The organism is Pseudarthrobacter lactosi (genome assembly GCF_055412785.1).
Genome location: NZ_JBVAYS010000002.1, coordinates 770,268 through 785,929 on the forward strand (window position 1 = coordinate 770,268; position 15,662 = coordinate 785,929).

Annotated in this window: 15 protein-coding genes; 11 read left to right on the top strand and 4 right to left on the bottom strand. The window is 66.4% G+C overall.

Annotation, left to right across the window (positions count from 1 at the left end):
- Positions 1-14 precede the first annotated feature (14 nt).
- The 8 genes from argB (at position 15) to ACZY0Q_RS13465 (ending at position 8,076) form a co-directional block, all read left to right on the top strand.
- Positions 15-992: an acetylglutamate kinase gene (gene argB / locus ACZY0Q_RS13430; RefSeq protein WP_463917526.1), complete on the top strand. Its 978-nt coding sequence runs from the start codon at positions 15-17 to the stop codon at positions 990-992.
- On the top strand, positions 989-2,284 hold the full coding sequence (locus ACZY0Q_RS13435; protein WP_463917528.1) for an acetylornithine transaminase: 1,296 nt from the start codon (positions 989-991) through the stop codon (positions 2,282-2,284). Before argB ends, ACZY0Q_RS13435 begins: the two co-directional genes overlap by 4 nt.
- Complete coding sequence (gene argF, locus ACZY0Q_RS13440; RefSeq protein WP_463917530.1) at positions 2,281-3,312, top strand: ornithine carbamoyltransferase; 1,032 nt, start codon at positions 2,281-2,283, stop codon at positions 3,310-3,312. Before ACZY0Q_RS13435 ends, argF begins: the two co-directional genes overlap by 4 nt.
- Positions 3,312-3,848 (top strand): arginine repressor, encoded by a 537-nt coding sequence (locus ACZY0Q_RS13445; RefSeq protein WP_463917531.1) that lies wholly within the window; start codon positions 3,312-3,314, stop codon positions 3,846-3,848. Before argF ends, ACZY0Q_RS13445 begins: the two co-directional genes overlap by 1 nt.
- Positions 3,849-3,955: 107 nt before the next feature.
- Complete coding sequence (locus tag ACZY0Q_RS13450; protein WP_463917532.1) at positions 3,956-5,161, top strand: argininosuccinate synthase; 1,206 nt, start codon at positions 3,956-3,958, stop codon at positions 5,159-5,161.
- Between the two features lie 4 nt (positions 5,162-5,165).
- On the top strand, positions 5,166-6,614 hold the full coding sequence (gene argH / locus ACZY0Q_RS13455; protein WP_463917534.1) for an argininosuccinate lyase: 1,449 nt from the start codon (positions 5,166-5,168) through the stop codon (positions 6,612-6,614).
- A gap of 146 nt (positions 6,615-6,760) precedes the next feature.
- Entirely contained in the window at positions 6,761-7,312 is a 552-nt protein-coding gene (locus ACZY0Q_RS13460; RefSeq protein WP_463917535.1) for a pyridoxine/pyridoxamine 5'-phosphate oxidase, read from the top strand.
- Positions 7,309-8,076 (top strand): maleylpyruvate isomerase family mycothiol-dependent enzyme, encoded by a 768-nt coding sequence (locus tag ACZY0Q_RS13465; protein WP_463917537.1) that lies wholly within the window; start codon positions 7,309-7,311, stop codon positions 8,074-8,076. The genes ACZY0Q_RS13460 and ACZY0Q_RS13465 overlap by 4 nt, the downstream gene beginning before the upstream one ends.
- Before the next feature lie 3 nt (positions 8,077-8,079).
- Here the strand turns inward: ACZY0Q_RS13465 and ACZY0Q_RS13470 are convergent, their stop codons facing one another.
- Complete coding sequence (locus tag ACZY0Q_RS13470) at positions 8,080-8,601, bottom strand: methylated-DNA--[protein]-cysteine S-methyltransferase (protein ID WP_463917539.1); 522 nt, start codon at positions 8,599-8,601, stop codon at positions 8,080-8,082.
- Complete coding sequence (locus tag ACZY0Q_RS13475; RefSeq protein WP_463917540.1) at positions 8,598-10,121, bottom strand: DNA-3-methyladenine glycosylase 2 family protein; 1,524 nt, start codon at positions 10,119-10,121, stop codon at positions 8,598-8,600. Before ACZY0Q_RS13475 ends, ACZY0Q_RS13470 begins: the two co-directional genes overlap by 4 nt.
- 79 nt (positions 10,122-10,200) lie before the next feature.
- On the opposite strand from ACZY0Q_RS13475, the gene ACZY0Q_RS13480 reads away from it, so the two are divergent.
- Positions 10,201-10,851 carry a DNA-3-methyladenine glycosylase gene (locus ACZY0Q_RS13480; protein ID WP_463917541.1) on the top strand — a complete coding sequence of 217 codons (651 nt, stop codon included), beginning with the start codon at positions 10,201-10,203 and terminating at the stop codon, positions 10,849-10,851.
- Here ACZY0Q_RS13480 and ACZY0Q_RS13485 read toward each other — a convergent pair.
- A complete protein-coding gene (locus tag ACZY0Q_RS13485; protein WP_463917542.1) occupies positions 10,821-11,456 on the bottom strand; it encodes a GNAT family N-acetyltransferase in 636 nt (211 codons plus the stop codon). The genes ACZY0Q_RS13480 and ACZY0Q_RS13485 overlap by 31 nt on opposite strands.
- A 154-nt stretch (positions 11,457-11,610) precedes the next feature.
- Here ACZY0Q_RS13485 and ACZY0Q_RS13490 point away from each other — a divergent pair, with 154 nt between their 5' ends.
- Positions 11,611-13,839, top strand: a complete 2,229-nt coding sequence (locus tag ACZY0Q_RS13490; protein WP_463917544.1) for a HelD family protein — start codon at positions 11,611-11,613, stop codon at positions 13,837-13,839.
- A 79-nt stretch (positions 13,840-13,918) separates the two neighbouring features.
- Positions 13,919-15,232, top strand: a complete 1,314-nt coding sequence (tyrS, locus tag ACZY0Q_RS13495; protein ID WP_463917546.1) for a tyrosine--tRNA ligase — start codon at positions 13,919-13,921, stop codon at positions 15,230-15,232.
- 17 nt (positions 15,233-15,249) lie between these two features.
- Here the strand turns inward: tyrS and ACZY0Q_RS13500 are convergent, their stop codons facing one another.
- The gene (locus tag ACZY0Q_RS13500) at positions 15,250-15,516 is read right to left on the bottom strand and encodes a hypothetical protein (RefSeq protein ID WP_463917547.1); all 267 of its coding nucleotides are present in this window, start codon (positions 15,514-15,516) and stop codon (positions 15,250-15,252) included.
- Between the last annotated feature and the right edge of the window lie 146 nt (positions 15,517-15,662).

The window sequence follows — 15,662 nt, forward strand, 5'->3', positions numbered from 1 at the left end:
GAGATACTGCACGCATGAACACCCAGACCCGTGAAACGACGTCCATGAGTGATGCCCAAAGCAAGGCCGGCACCCTGATCGAGGCGCTGCCCTGGATCCAGCGGTTCGCCGGCACCACCATGGTGATCAAATACGGCGGCAACGCCATGGTGAACGACGACCTGCGGCGTGCCTTCGCCGAAGACGTGGTGTTCCTGCACCATGTGGGCATCCACCCCGTAGTGGTCCACGGCGGCGGTCCGCAGATCAACTCCATGCTGGCGCGGCTCGGCATCGAGTCCGAGTTCAAAGGCGGCCTCCGAGTCACCACCCCCGAAGCCATGGACGTGGTCCGGATGGTCCTTACCGGCCAGGTGGGCCGCGAACTGGTGGGCCTGATCAATTCCCACGGCCCCTACGCCGTGGGAATGTCCGGCGAAGACGGCGGCCTGCTCCGCGCCGTCCGGACCGGCACAGTTATTGACGGCGAGGAAGTGGACCTGGGCCTGGTGGGCGAGGTGGTGGGCGTAAACCCGGAGGGCATCCTGGATATCCTGGCCGCGGGCCGCATCCCGGTCATTTCCACCGTGGCGCCGGAAATCGAGTCCGACGGCGTTGAGACTGCAGCCGGCGAGGTACAGACCACCGGCCAGGTCCTGAACGTCAACGCGGATACTGCTGCCGCGGCCCTGGCCGAAGCCTTGGGGGCCTCCAAACTGGTGATCCTCACCGACGTCGAAGGACTGTACGCCAACTGGCCGGACCGGTCCTCGCTGATCTCCTCCCTCACGGCCTCGGAGCTGCGCCAGCTCCTGCCGTCGTTGGAATCAGGCATGATCCCCAAGATGGAGGCCTGCCTCAAGGCCATCGACGGCGGAGTGGAACGCGCGCACATCGTGGACGGCCGCCTGCCGCACTCGATGCTCCTGGAAACATTCACGACCGCCGGCATCGGCACGCAGGTGGTCCCCGACGCAGACGCAGACAGCCAAGAACAGGGAGCCACCCCATGAACGCGGTAAAAACAGGAAGCCACGCGGCCAGCACCATCGAGAAGACTCCGGTGGGAGACCTGGTTGACGGTACAGGCCACAGCAGCGGGGCTGAGTGGCTCACGCGCTACTCCACATCCCTGATGGGCGTCTTCGGAACCCCGCAGCGGGTCCTGGTCCGCGGTGCCGGCTGCCTGGTCTGGGACGCCGACGGCAAGGAATACCTGGACCTGCTCGGCGGCATTGCCGTCAATGCCCTGGGCCACGCCCACCCGTTTGTCACGTCCGTGATTTCGAGCCAGCTGGCCACCCTTGGCCATGTCTCCAACTTCTTCACCAGCCCCACCCAGATCGCACTGGCCGAAAAGCTGCTGGCACTGACGCACGCCCCGGCAGGCTCCAAGGTGTTCTTCACGAACTCCGGCACCGAAGCCAACGAAGCAGCCTTTAAGCTGGCACGGCGCAACGGAGCCAGCCCGGACGGCACCACGGGCAAGCGGACCAAGATCATTGCCCTGGAAGGGGCCTTCCACGGACGCACCATGGGTGCCCTGGCCCTGACCGCCAAGGTAGCCTACCGCGCTCCGTTCGAGCCGTTGCCCGGCGGCGTGGTCCACATCCCGTTCGGCGACGTCGCGGCCCTGGAAGCAGCCATCGACGAAACCGTGGCCGCCGTCTTCCTGGAGCCCATCCAGGGCGAAGCCGGGGTCCGGCCACTGCCTCCTGGCTACTTGAAGGCAGCGCGCGAAGCCACCACAAAGGCCGGCGCCCTGCTGATCCTGGACGAGGTCCAGACCGGCATCGGCCGCACAGGTAAGTGGCTCGCCAGCGAGGACGCCGGGATTGTCCCGGACGCCATCACCCTGGCAAAGGGCCTCGGCGGCGGCTTCCCCATCGGCGCACTGCTTACGTTCGGTGAGCAGACGTCGTCGCTCCTGAGCGCCGGCCAGCACGGCACCACTTTCGGCGGCAACCCGGTGGCAACGGCGGCCGCGCTGGCCACGTTGCACGCGATCGAAAGCCAGCGGGTCCTGGATAACGTTGCAGCTGTGGGGGACTACCTCCGCACCGGGCTTGCGGCCGTCGACGGCGTCACCGAAGTCCGCGGCGAAGGCCTGCTCATCGGCTTCGACCTGGACGCCGACGTGGCCCCCGCCGTGGTGACCGCAGGCCTCGACGCCGGCTTCATCGTCAATAGCCCCGGGCCGCACACTATCCGGCTTGCCCCGCCGCTGGTCCTCACCAAGGACCAAGCCGGCACCTTCCTCGCCGCCCTCCCGGCACTCCTCCAGACAGCTAAGGACGCGCAGTGACCCCTGTAGTTTCTTCCGCCGGCACAGCCAGCACCACCCGCCACTTCCTGAAGGACACGGACCTCAGCCCGGCTGAGCAGGCCGAGGTCCTGGAGCTGGCCGTCCGCATGAAGGCAGCGCCCTACAGCGTGCAGCCCTTTGCCGCGGAGGGCAACGGCCGCAAGACCGTGGCCGTCATCTTCGACAAGACCTCCACCCGTACCCGGGTTTCCTTCGCCACGGGCATCGCGGACATGGGCGGCAACGCCCTGATCATCAACCCCGGCGAAGCCCAGATCGGCCACAAGGAATCTGTCGAGGACACCGCCAAGGTCCTGGAGCGCATGGTCTCCACTATTGTGTGGCGCACCGGCGCGCACTCGGGCCTGGTGGCCATGGCGGAGAACTCCAAGGTGCCCGTCATCAACGCCTTGTGCGATGACTACCACCCCTGCCAGCTCCTCGCGGACCTGCTCGCGGTCAAGGAACACAAGGGCGAACTGGCGGGCCTCACCATGAGCTACCTCGGCGACGCCGCCAACAACATGGCCAACTCTTACCTGCTGGCCGGCGTCACTGCCGGGATGCACGTCCGCATCGCCGGGCCGGACGGCTACCTCCCAGCAGCTGAGATCGTTGCCGCGGCCGAGGAACGCGCTGCCCAGACCGGCGGTTCCGTGCTGATCACCACCGACGCCGCCCTGGCCCTCAAGGGCGCAGATGTTGTGGCCACGGACACCTGGGTCTCCATGGGCCAGGAAGCCGAAAAGGAAGCCCGGCTGCAGCTGTTCCGGGAGTACTCCGTCGATGAGGCGGCCATGGCACATGCGGCGGAGGACGCCGTCGTGCTTCACTGCCTCCCCGCCTACCGCGGCTACGAGATCTCTGCCGGCGTCATCGACGGCCCGCAATCCATCGTGTGGGACGAAGCTGAGAACCGTCTGCACGCGCAGAAGGCCCTGATGGCCTGGCTGATGCACCGCTCCGGACTCGCCGTCGTGGAAGGACTGCAGCCCGTAGACGGGCTGGCGCCGGAGGTTGGCAACTAGTGTCCGTCCCGCCGGCATCGCCGAGCTCCAGCCCGGCCACCAAAACAGCCCGACAGGCGCGCATCACCGCGATCCTGACAGGTGAATCGGTGCGCTCCCAGGCAGAGCTCGCCGCTTTGCTGGCGGACGACGGCGTCCAGGTCACCCAGGCCACGCTGTCCCGGGACCTCGTAGAACTCGGCGCGGTCCGGGTCCGGGGCAAGGAAGGCGTGCTGGTCTACGCCGTCCCCGGCGAAGGCGGCGAACGTGCGGCCAAGACCGGCGTCAGCCAGGAGATCCTGGATGCCCGGCTTGCCAGGCTGTGCAGCGAGCTGCTGGTCACGGCGGAGGCCTCGGCCAACATCGCCGTGCTCCGGACACCGCCCGGCGCGGCTAACTTCCTGGCACTGGCCATCGACCACTCGGTGATGCCTTCCATCCTGGGGACCATTGCCGGTGACGACACCGTGCTGCTGGTCTCCCGGGATCCGCAGGGTGGGCAGGACCTCGCGGTCCGGTTCCTGCAGCTCGCCGAGGAAGCTGGCGGAAGCCAGTAAGCGCACGCCGCCAGAACTCCCTGCCGGTGTGACAGGCTTTCCCCAGAACGTTTTTCCCTGAAGAATTTCCCCCGACAATATCTACAACCCCAATTAGGAGCATTCTCGTGACTGAGCGCATTGTTCTGGCCTACTCCGGTGGCCTCGATACTTCCGTAGCCATCGGCTGGATCGGTGAAGCCACCGGTGCCGAGGTCATCGCCGTGGCGGTCGACGTCGGACAGGGCGGCGAGTCGCTGGAGACCATCCGCCAGCGTGCACTGGGCTGCGGCGCCGTCGAAGCCTACGTGGCCGACGCATCCGACGAGTTCGCCAACGAATACTGCATGCCCACGCTGAAGGCCAACGCCCTCTACCAGGGCCACTACCCGCTGGTCTCCGCCATCTCCCGGCCGGTCATCGTTAAGCACCTGGTCAAGGCCGCCCGCGAATTCGGCGCCACCACCGTGGCCCACGGCTGCACCGGCAAGGGCAACGACCAGGTCCGCTTCGAAGTAGGCATCCAGACCCTCGGCCCGGACCTGAAGTGCATCGCACCCGTCCGCGACCTCGCCCTCACCCGCGACAAGGCCATCGCCTTCGCCGAGGAAAAGGGACTGCCGATCGAGACCACCAAGAAGAACCCGTACTCGATCGACCAGAACGTCTGGGGCCGCGCCGTCGAAACCGGTTACCTCGAGGACATCTGGAACGCGCCCACCAAGGACATCTACGACTACACCGCCACGCCGGAATTCCCGCCGGCCCCGGATGAGGTCACCATTTCCTTCCAAGCCGGCGTGCCGGTAGCGATCGACGGCGTCAAGGTCACGCCGCTGCAGGCCATCAAGGAACTGAACCGCCGTGCCGGCGCGCAGGGCGTGGGCCGCATTGACGTCGTCGAAGACCGCCTCGTGGGCATCAAGTCCCGCGAAATCTACGAGGCCCCGGGTGCCATGGCGCTGATCACCGCGCACAAGCACCTCGAGGACATCACCGTCGAACGCGAACAGGCCCGCTTCAAGGCCTCTGTTGGCCAGCGCTGGGCCGAACTGGTCTACGACGGCCAGTGGTTCTCGCCGCTCAAGCGCTCCCTGGACGCCTTCATCGAAGACACGCAGCAGTACGTCACCGGTGACATCCGCATGGTGCTTCACGGCGGACAGGCGATCGTCAACGGACGCCGCTCCGAGACCTCGCTCTACGACTTCGACCTCGCCACCTACGACACCGGCGACACGTTCGACCAGTCCATGGCGCGCGGCTTCATCGAACTGTGGGGCATGTCCGCCAAGGTTGCCTCCGGCCGCGATATCCGCGTCGCAGGAAAGTAAACCGTTGGCTGAGCAGACTCCGGTTTCGACAGGCTCAACCACCGGCTCGACGAACACCGGCGCACTGTGGGGCGGCCGATTCGCCGGCGGCCCCGCGGACGCCCTCGCGGCGCTGAGCAAATCCACGCACTTTGACTGGCGGCTGGCCCGCTACGACATCGCCGGCTCGAAAGCGCACGCTCGCGTGCTGCACAAGGCCGGGCTGCTGGACGACGCCGAGCTCGACGGGATGCTGGATGCCCTGAGCCGGCTGGATGACGATGTCGCCTCAGGCGCGTACCTGCCGGCGGAATCCGATGAGGACGTGCACGGGTCACTGGAACGCGGCCTGATCGAGCGCGCCGGCACCCAGCTGGGCGGCAAGCTCCGCGCCGGCCGGTCCCGCAACGACCAGGTGGCCACGCTGGGCCGCATGTTCCTGCGTGACCACGCCCGGATCATCGCGCGCGGCGTGCTGGCAACCATCGAGGCGCTGGTGGACCAGGCCAAGGCACACCAGGGTGTGGCCATGCCCGGCCGCACGCACCTGCAGCATGCCCAGCCCATCCTGCTCAGCCACCACCTGCTGGCCCATGCCTGGGCGCTGCTGCGCGATGTGCAGCGGCTCCAGGACTGGGACAAGCGCGCAGGGGTTTCGCCGTACGGCTCCGGTGCCCTCGCGGGCTCGTCGCTGGGCCTCGACCCGGAGGCCGTCGCGGCGGACCTGGGCTTCTTCTCCGCCACGCACAACTCGATTGACGGCACCGCCTCCCGCGATGTCTTCGCCGAATTTGCGTGGGTTACGGCGATGATCGGCGTGGACCTGTCCCGCGTCTCGGAGGAAGTCATCCTGTGGGCCACCAAGGAGTTCTCCTTTGTGACCCTGCACGATTCCTACTCCACCGGTTCCTCGATCATGCCGCAGAAGAAAAACCCGGACGTCGCCGAGCTGGCCCGCGGCAAGGCAGGGCGCCTGATCGGCAACCTGACCGGGCTGCTGGCCACGCTCAAGGGCCTGCCGCTCGCGTACAACCGCGACCTGCAGGAGGACAAGGAACCGGTCTTCGACGCCGCCGACACGCTGGAGGTCCTGCTCCCGGCAGTGTCCGGCATGATCGCGACACTGAAGTTCAACACGGAACGGATGGAGTCGCTGGCACCGCAGGGCTTCGCGCTGGCCACGGACATCGCCGAATGGCTGGTCCGTCAGGGCGTTCCGTTCCGCGAGGCACATGAGCTCTCCGGAGCGGCCGTGAAGCAGGCCGAAGGCCGCGGCGTGGAGCTGTGGGACCTGACGGATGAGGAGTACTTTGCCATCTCCGAGCACCTGACTCCGGAGGTCCGCACAGTGCTCTCCACGGAGGGGTCGCTCAACAGCCGGAACTCCCAGGGCGGTACCGCGCCCGCCGCCGTCGAACGCCAGCTGCTTGCCCTCGAAGGCGAGCTTGCCGGGGTGCGCGGGTACGCCGCCTAAACCCAACGCTCTCTCACTAAATGCGTCATTTTGGCCAGCGCTCTCTCACTTTCTTGAGGAAAGTGATAGAGCGTTGCCGTTTTTGATGCTTTAAGTGAGAGAGCGTTGTGCGTTTGCCGCTGAGGACTCCGGGCTACGCTTGCGCCATGAGCGATGCCTTCCGGAACCAACTCCGGGCCCTGCCCGATTTTCCTGCCGACCTGCCGGACTTCGACCCGGCCAAAGCTCCGGCAGATCCGGTGGCCCTGTTCAAGCTGTGGCTGGACGAAGCCCTTGCTGCCGGCGTGCTGCAGCCGCATGCCTGCAGCCTGGCCACGGCGGACGGAAACGGCCAGCCCTCTGCGAGGATGTTGATCCTGAAGAACATCGACGACGACGGTTGGCACTTCGCTACGTCCCGCACGTCCCGGAAAGGCAGGGAGCTGTCCGCCAACCCGAGCGCGGCCCTGAACTTCTACTGGCCGCAGCAGGGCCGGCAGGTCCGGGTCGCCGGCCCGGTGGTTGAGCTGTCCGCCGAAGCGTCGGCGGGAGACTGGCACGGGCGCCCGGCAGCCGATGGCAGCGACAATCCGGACTGGCAGCTCTACGCGGTCAGGCCGACGGAACTGGAGTTCTGGCAGGCCCGCCACGACCGCCGGCACATCCGGCACCGCTACGGACCGGACGGCATCTTGGCTCAGCTAGGATGGGCGCCATGACAGCTCCCGCACCTGCTGACCTGCTCGCCGAACTGCATAAGGCCGCCCACACCGTGGCCTCCACCGCCGCGAAATTCACCGATGAGGATGTTAAGGCACCCTCGGGACTCCCGGGCTGGACCCGTGGGCACGTCCTGGCGCACCTTGCCGGCATCTCCAATGCCATGGCCCGGCAGCTGGAGTTTGCTGCCCGCGGTGCCACCGTTGAGCTGTATGACGGAGGCCAGGACGGCCGCACGAAGGCCATCGAGATGGCGGCAGGCCACACCGCGGATGACCACACGGCCGATGTACAGGCAGGCCTGGATCGGGCGCTGCAGGCCTTTGACTCGCTGGAAGCCGACTCCGGCTGGCAGGCGCCCATTGCCTACCGGGGCGGAGTGGTCTTCGACGGCGGTCTCGCGCTCTGGCGGGAACTGGTGATCCACACGGCTGATCTGGACACTGGACTCGGCCCCGAGACGTGGAGCCGGAAATTCTGTGAGCACCTCTTCGACTTCCTGGCGGCCCGCGTTCCGGCGGGGGAGAAACTGGTGCTGCAGCCGCTTGGGCTGCCGCCCGTGACCCTTGGCGGCGGCCGCTCCACCGTCATCAGCGGCATGATCACCGACATCGCCGCCTGGCTGGCCGGCCGTGAACCGTCGCTCGGCAGCCTGCGTGCCACAGCCGCCGCTGACGGCGTGGACCTCCCGGAACTGCTGCCGTGGCCATCCGGGACACCCGCAGCCGGAGCCACACCATCCGGGACACCCGCAGCGCGGTAGCCCCTAGCCGGTTTCGCGGGCGAGCAGGCTTTCCGTTGCCTCCCGCGCCAGCAGGCTCTCCTTGATGGCCAGGCCCCAGCGGAAACCGCCCAGGGAGCCATCGGTGCGGATGACGCGGTGGCACGGCACAAACAAGGCTGCCGCGTTGAAGGCACAGGCGCTGGCGGCGGCGCGGACCGCTTTCGGATTTCCGGAAAGTTCGGCGTACTCGGTGTACGTCACCGGCGCGCCGGGGCTGACGGTCCTCAGCACATCCCAGGCGTGCGACCGGAATGGCCCCGATTTCTGCCGGACCGGAACGGCCATGGCCGGTGCGGGGTCTCCGGCATAGAACGCTTCCACTGCCCGGGAGATGCTGCCCAGATCCGTCACCGCCTCAACGTCGCCCGGACGCAGCTCGGGGTGGATCTGGCCGGTCAGCTCGCCGGACTCGGCCGTCCAGCCAGAGGCCAGGACCACACCGTCCTGCGCCAGGATGGTGAACGGGCCGTCCGGGGTGGACATCACTAACAGCTGGGCTTTCATAGCATCGCTTTCTCTGGAACGGCTTGTGCACGTTGGGTGGATTTGGGCGCCGCGGCGGCGCGCCAGAGGTGCATGGTGGCATACGACCGCCACGGGCTGACCTCGCGGAAGTCCGGGCTGGCCGCCATGCCGGGCGAGTCAGCACCGCGGCCATCTTGGCTGGGGGCTGGGGCGAGCGCCCGGATGCCGTTGCGCACCGCGGCGTCGTTGGCCAGGAACACGTCCGGCGCGCCGAGCACACGCATTGCCACGTAGCCGACCGTCCACGGGCCCACACCGGCAAGGGGAAGCAGCTTGGCGCCGAGTCCCGGCAGATCGTCCCCGTAGCCAAAATCCAGGTGGCCGCCAGCGAGGGCCGACGCGGCTGAATGGATGGAGTCAATCCGGCGTTGCGGCCCGCGCAGCAGCGAGTAACCGGCCTCCGCTATTTCGGTCGACGTGGGAAACATCCGGTCGAGTCCCTCGCCGGGGACCAGGCTGGGGCTTCCTGCGGCGGCCAGCTGCGTCAGTGCGGTCCGCGCAGCGGCCACCGTGATTTGCTGCCCGATCATCGCCCGGATTAGCAGCTCCTGCGGGTCCACAGCCCCGGGCATCCTGATTCCTGGCGCACTGGCAACAGAGGCGGCCAGGCGGGGCTCCTGCGACAGGGCGCTGTCGATGGCCACCGGATCGGCGTCAAGATCGAAGAGCCGGCGTACCCTGCTCAGCAGGGCGGGCAGGTCCCGGAGGTCCACCGCACCGATGGTGAGGGTCAGCGGCCGTCCCGGCGCGCCGCCGTCGTACGTCACGCTGAAGCGGGCCCCACCATGCGGAAGCTGCAAGGTCCGGGCGTACGACGTCGGTGTCCCCGCCTCGATCCCTGGGATCGCCCTGACAGCCAGGAAGGAAAAGATGCCGGGATCGAACGGTTCGCGGTACGGCAGGCTCAACGTCAGGGATGTCGCGGCAGCGGGGGAGTGGTGGTGCCTGGCGGTCGCGCGCAGGGCAGTGGGAGTCATGGCGAATACCTCCACCATGGTGTCGTTGAACTGGCGGACGCTGCTGAAGCCGGACGCGAATGCGATGTCCGCCAGCTTCATCGCCGTGGACACCAGCAACGTGCGGGCGGTCTGGGCGCGGCTGGCCCGGGCCAGGGAGAGCGGGCCGGCACCAAGCTCGTGGCTAAGGATCCGGTTGAGCTGGCGGGAGGAATATCCCAGCTTGGCGGCCAGGCCTTCCACCCCGTCCCGGTTGATCACGCCGTCGTTGATCAGGCGCATCGCCCGGCCCGCGAGGTCCTGCCGGATGTTCCACGCTGGTGTGCCGGGCACCGCCTCGGGGAGGCAGCGCTTGCACGCCCGGTAGCCGGCGTCGTGGGCTGCCGCTGAGGTCTCGTAGAAGGTGACGTTGACCGCTTTAGGGGTCCGGGCGGGGCAGGACGGACGGCAGTAGATGCCGGTGGTCCGGACAGCGGTGTAGAACTGCCCGTCGAACCGGGTGTCCCGCGCGTCAATCGCGCGGTAGCGCTGCCAGAAGTCCATGTCCTCCATCCTGCCAGCCGGCCGCCGCGACTGCTAGCGGAAATCGGACACGGCCGTGGGCGTTGGGTAGAGTCGGACCATGAGCGTCAGCAACAGCCCCACGGCTCCGGAACAACTCCGCGGACTGCTGTCGGGCGATGCGCGGAGGGTCGCACCGCAACTGCTGGGATCCGTCCTGACACACCACAGCCACGAGGGAACAGTGGCCGTGCGGATCACCGAGGTGGAGGCGTACATGGGTCCAGGCGACTCGTCGCATCCGGATCCGGGCTCCCACACGTTCCGCGGCCCCACGGCACGCAACGCGCCCATGTTCGGCCCCGCCGGCCACCTCTACGTCTATTTCACGTATGGCATGCACTACTGCGCCAATATCGTCTGCGGCCCTGCGGGCGCCGCGTCAGCCGTCCTGCTGCGGGCGGGCGAGGTGGTGGAGGGGCAACACCTTGCGCTGGTGCGGCGTCCGACGTCGAAATCGGCTCTCGACCTGGCGAGCGGCCCGGCCCGGCTGGCCACCACGCTTGCCCTCACCACTGCCGACAGCGGCCGGGATGCGCTGGCTGACCCCTTCGAGCTGCGGCTGCCGTCGGCACCGGTTCCCGCGTTCAGTTCCGGGCCAAGGGTAGGCGTCTCCGGCGCCGGCGGCTCCGCAGAGTATCCGTGGCGCTTCTGGCTGCCCGGCGATCCCACTGTGTCCCGCTACAAGGCGGCGAAGGTACGCCGGGCATAGTCTGTCCCGCCCGGGTGGTCTCCCGCCAGGGCGAACGACGCCAGCCGGCGCTGGAGTTGCTGCTGCACCGCGGGCCATTCCGTCGCCAGGATCGAGAACACCGCGGAATCCGCGCGTGTGCCGTCAGGTGCCATACGGTGGCTGCGCAGTACACCCTCGAACGTTGCCCCCAGCCGTTCGATGGCTGCTGCACTGCGCGCATTGCGTGCATCGCAGCGGAACGCGACGCGTTGCACTTGAAGGACGTCGAACGCAAAGGCCAACAGGGCGTACTTGCTGGCGGGGTTGGTGTGCGTGCCCCAGAATTGCCGCCCAAAGAAGGTGCCGCCCACTTCCACGCGCTGCTGGGCGGGATCGAAGGCATTCAGGGCGGTGGTGCCCAGGAGCGCCCCCGTCCGCTGGTCCGTCACGGCGAAGGCCAGGCTGGCCGGGTCCTCAATCCTGGCCGCGAACAGTCCTGCGAGCTCGTGCGCTGTGGCCGGCAGAGGCGCCGCCATCCCTGCCCACATCGCGGCGTCCACGAAGTCAAACATCCCTTCGGCATGGTGTGGAGCCAACGGGAGGAGGGAAAGCCCGTACCCCGTCAGGACGCTTTCGTGGCGCATTGCAGCATTGAATCACCCACGGGGCGGCGCAGCTACGGATGTGGGCGGCCGGAAGATGAACAGTGGGTGACTTCCGGGGCCGGGGACCGGCGGGCGCGTTAACCGAAATGGTTGTAGAATGGACGGTCTGTCTTTTGCGATAGGGGAACGTTTAATGCTCGACGCCGATTTGGCCCACGAACGGAACTATGTTGCCGGCCTGTACGCGCGGCTGGAAGAGCTCCGCACGGAAAAGCGCCTGCAGTTGGCACAGGTCCGCCGGGCCGGTGCCGTGGGCACCATGCAGAATGTCTCCGAACGCGACGCCTTTGCCGCGCTGTACGAGGACCGCCTTGCCCAGCTCGACGCCGTCGATGACCGTTTGGTCTTCGGCCGCCTCGACCTGGATTCCGGTGAGGCCCAGTACATTGGCCGCATCGGCCTGACCACCGATGACCTTCAGCGGCTCATGGTGGACTGGCGCGCGCCCGAAGCGGGCCACTTTTACCAGGCAACGGCGTTTGACCGGCAGGGCGTCCGCCGCCGGCGGCACCTGATTCTGCAAGGCCGGGAAGTCAAAGCCATCGAGGATGACGTCCTTGATGCGGACATGCTCGCGGACGATGCATCACTGCAGGGCGAAGGCGCACTGCTGGCGGCTCTGGACTCCAAGCGCACCGGCCGGATGTCGGACATCGTCGGTACCATCCAGTCCGAGCAGGACCGCATCATCCGGTCATCCATCTCCGGCGCCCTGGTGGTACAGGGTGGTCCCGGTACCGGCAAGACTGCTGTGGCGCTGCACCGGGCCGCATACCTCCTTTACACGCACCGGGAGCGGCTGAAGACTGCCGGGGTGCTGCTGGTTGGCCCGTCGTCATCGTTTATGAAATACATCGAACGTGTCCTTCCCTCGCTCGGTGAGACCGGCGTGGTTATGGCCAGCGTGGGTCGCCTAATGCCGGGGATCAAAGCTGTTGCTGAACCCGAGGCAGACGTTGCGGCCCTCAAGGGGCGGCTGGACATGGTGAAGGTTGTGGCCAATGCCGTGGCGAACCGGCAGCGGATCCCCGCCGAAGACCGCGTCCTGGACGTCGACGGCCGCAAGCTGGTGCTGACGCGCCGGCAGGTAAGCCGTGCGCGCGAACGTGCCCGGTCCACCGGCAAGCCCCACAACGAAGCACGCCTGACGTTCATCAAGATTCTGCTCCGCGAACTGACCGAGCAGATGACCGACCTCGTGGAGGCCGGGAGCATCGGCAACAATGCCGACCGCTCCTACCTGGCCGAAGATGTACGCACGGCCCGCGACGTCCGGACCATCCTGAACCTGTGCTGGATGCCGATGACTCCGGAGAAGCTGATCACGGAGCTTCTGAGCAAGCCCGCAGTCCTGGCCGCCTGCACGCCACAGTTGTCCCTAAAGGAGCAGTCGCTGCTGCTGCGCCCCGCTGATGCTCCCTGGACCGAGGCCGATGTCCCGCTGCTGGACGAAGCCGCTGAGCTCCTTGGCGACCTGGACCCGGCTGCCGGCCGCGGGCTTGCACAGCAGGAGCATGACCGCGCCCGCGACCTTGCCAACGCCAAGCAGACGCTGGTGAACATGGGGGACATGGGTGTCGACGTCCTTATCACCGCCGAGGAACTCGCGGACCAGAACCAGGAGCGCGAGAACCGCCAGACGGCCGCAGAGCGCGCCACCAGCGATCGCACGTGGGCCTTCGGCCACATCGTGGTGGATGAGGCGCAGGAGCTGTCGCCGATGCAATGGCGCCTGCTGGTCCGCCGCTGCCCGCTGAAATCCTTCACCATCGTGGGCGATATCGCGCAGACCAGTTCTGTTGCCGGTGCAAACTCCTGGCAAGGAGCGCTGGCGCCCATGTTCGGTGACCGCTGGCAGCTGGAGGAGCTGACCGTCAACTACCGGACCCCCTCCCAGATCGCCGAAGCGGCCGCCCGCATGGCCAACGCCGCCGGACTCGTCGTTTCCGCACCGAAGGCCGTCCGCGAGGGGCGCTGGGCTCCGGTCATAGACAAGGTTGACCCCGGACAGGTGGTGAACCGTCTGGTGGACGTGCTCCCTGAGGAACTGGCAGCGCTCGACGGCGGCCTGCTTGCCGTGATTGCCGACGGCGACCTTCTGCCGGCAGCAACCTCTGCGCTGCGCGCCGTGTACGGCCGGCGCATCGGCAACGGGGCAGGCAGCTACGAACAGGACATCGTGGTCATCAGCCCGCGCGAGGCCAAGGGCCTGGAGTTCGACGGCGTTGTGGTCCTGGAGCCCTCCGTTATGCTCAACCACGAGCACGGCCGCGTGGGAGATCTGTACGTTGCCATGACCCGGCCCACCCAGCGGCTCCGGCTGATCGCCGCCGAAGGTATTCCGGCCGGCATCGAAGGCTGACCCGGTCCGCTTTACCCGTTGACGCCCGGCGCTGCTCATTTCGGCGCCGGGCGTCGCCGATCCTGCTAACTTAGAAGTCGTGTCAGAACTCAACGATCTCGAATCCCAGCAGAACGACCCCACCTTCGCCAATGTTTGGCAGGAGCTGAAGTGGCGCGGCCTGGTCCACGTCTCCACCGATGAAGAGGAACTGGAAACGCTCCTTGCCGGTGATCCGATCACTTATTACTGCGGATTCGACCCCACTGCGCCGAGCCTGCACCTGGGAAACCTGGTCCAACTCCTCGTGATGCGCCGGCTGCAGCTCGCCGGGCATAAGCCGCTGGGCCTGGTGGGCGGATCCACGGGGCTGATCGGCGATCCACGGCCCACCGCCGAGCGCACGCTGAACACCAAGGACACCGTCAACGAATGGGTGGGCTACCTGCAGGCCCAGGTCCGCCGATTCCTCAGCTTCGATGGCCCCAGCGCGGCCCGAATGGTTAACAACCTGGACTGGACTGCTCCTTTGAGCGCCATCGACTTCCTGCGCGAGATCGGCAAGCACTACCGGGTCGGCACCATGCTTCGCAAGGATGCTGTCGCTTCGCGCCTCAGTTCCGACGAAGGCATCAGCTACACCGAATTCAGTTACCAGATCCTGCAAGGCATGGACTACCTCCAACTGTTCCGCGACTACAGCTGCATGCTGCAGACCGGTGGCTCGGACCAGTGGGGCAACCTCACCAGCGGCACCGAACTCATCCGCAAGGTTGAGGGTAAGAGTGTGCATGCCCTGGGCACACCGCTGATCACGAATTCGGACGGCACCAAGTTCGGCAAGAGCGAAGGCAACGCCATCTGGCTCGATGCCGGCATGTGCAGCCCGTACGCCTTCTACCAGTTCTGGCTGAACACCGCCGACTCTGACGTGGTGGACCGGCTCAAGGTCTTTACCTTCCTCAGCCGCGCGCAGATCGAAACGCTTGCCGCCGCCGTGGCCGAGCGTCCCTTCGCGCGGGAAGGCCAGCGGAAGCTGGCGTTCGAAGTGACTTCCCTGGTCCATGGTGTGGAGGCCACAGAGAAAGTCATCGCCGCATCTGCTGCCCTCTTTGGCAACGGTGACCTGACCGTCCTGGACAGGCCAACACTGGAAGCAGCCACATCCGAGCTTCCGTCCGCCCGTATCCAGGTGGATGGCCTCGGGATCATCGACCTGCTGGTGGCATCTGGCCTGTCGGAGAGCAAGTCCGCAGCCCGGCGAACTGTTGGCGAAGGCGGCGCCTATGTAAACAACGAGAAGGTGTCCGACCCGGAAGCTGTCATCTCCGAGTCGGAGCTGTTGCATGGCCAGTACCTGCTCCTGCGCCGCGGCAAGAAGAATCTGGCGACTGTCGAAGTGCTGGTTCCATAGCCTTCCCAAACCCCAATTCACGCTCCTCCGCAGCCGATTTGCACGGCCGCGGGGGAGCGTGTATTGTTTTCTGAGTCGCCGCCGCTGAGTGGCGACAAACCCCCTTCACAAGAGAAGCAATTCATCGTGTGCAAAGCACGAAAATGATGAAAAGCTTCACTTTCTGATGGGCGGATTCGTTCCGCAGAGTGAATATCGGGAAAATAACCCGGATTTGCAAAGTGAATAAGAATGAAATAAGCTATAAACATCGCAGCGAAGAAAAGCGAAACAAAAGAATTCATTGAATATGAATTGTTTCGAGAATTATTCGAATGTGTCTGTTGTTTGAGAACTCAATAGTGTGCCAAGTTTGTTGATACCAATTGTTTTATTGATTGGTTGTTTTGGCTGGGCCTGTCCACCCCGTGGATTGGGTCTGGTTTTTACA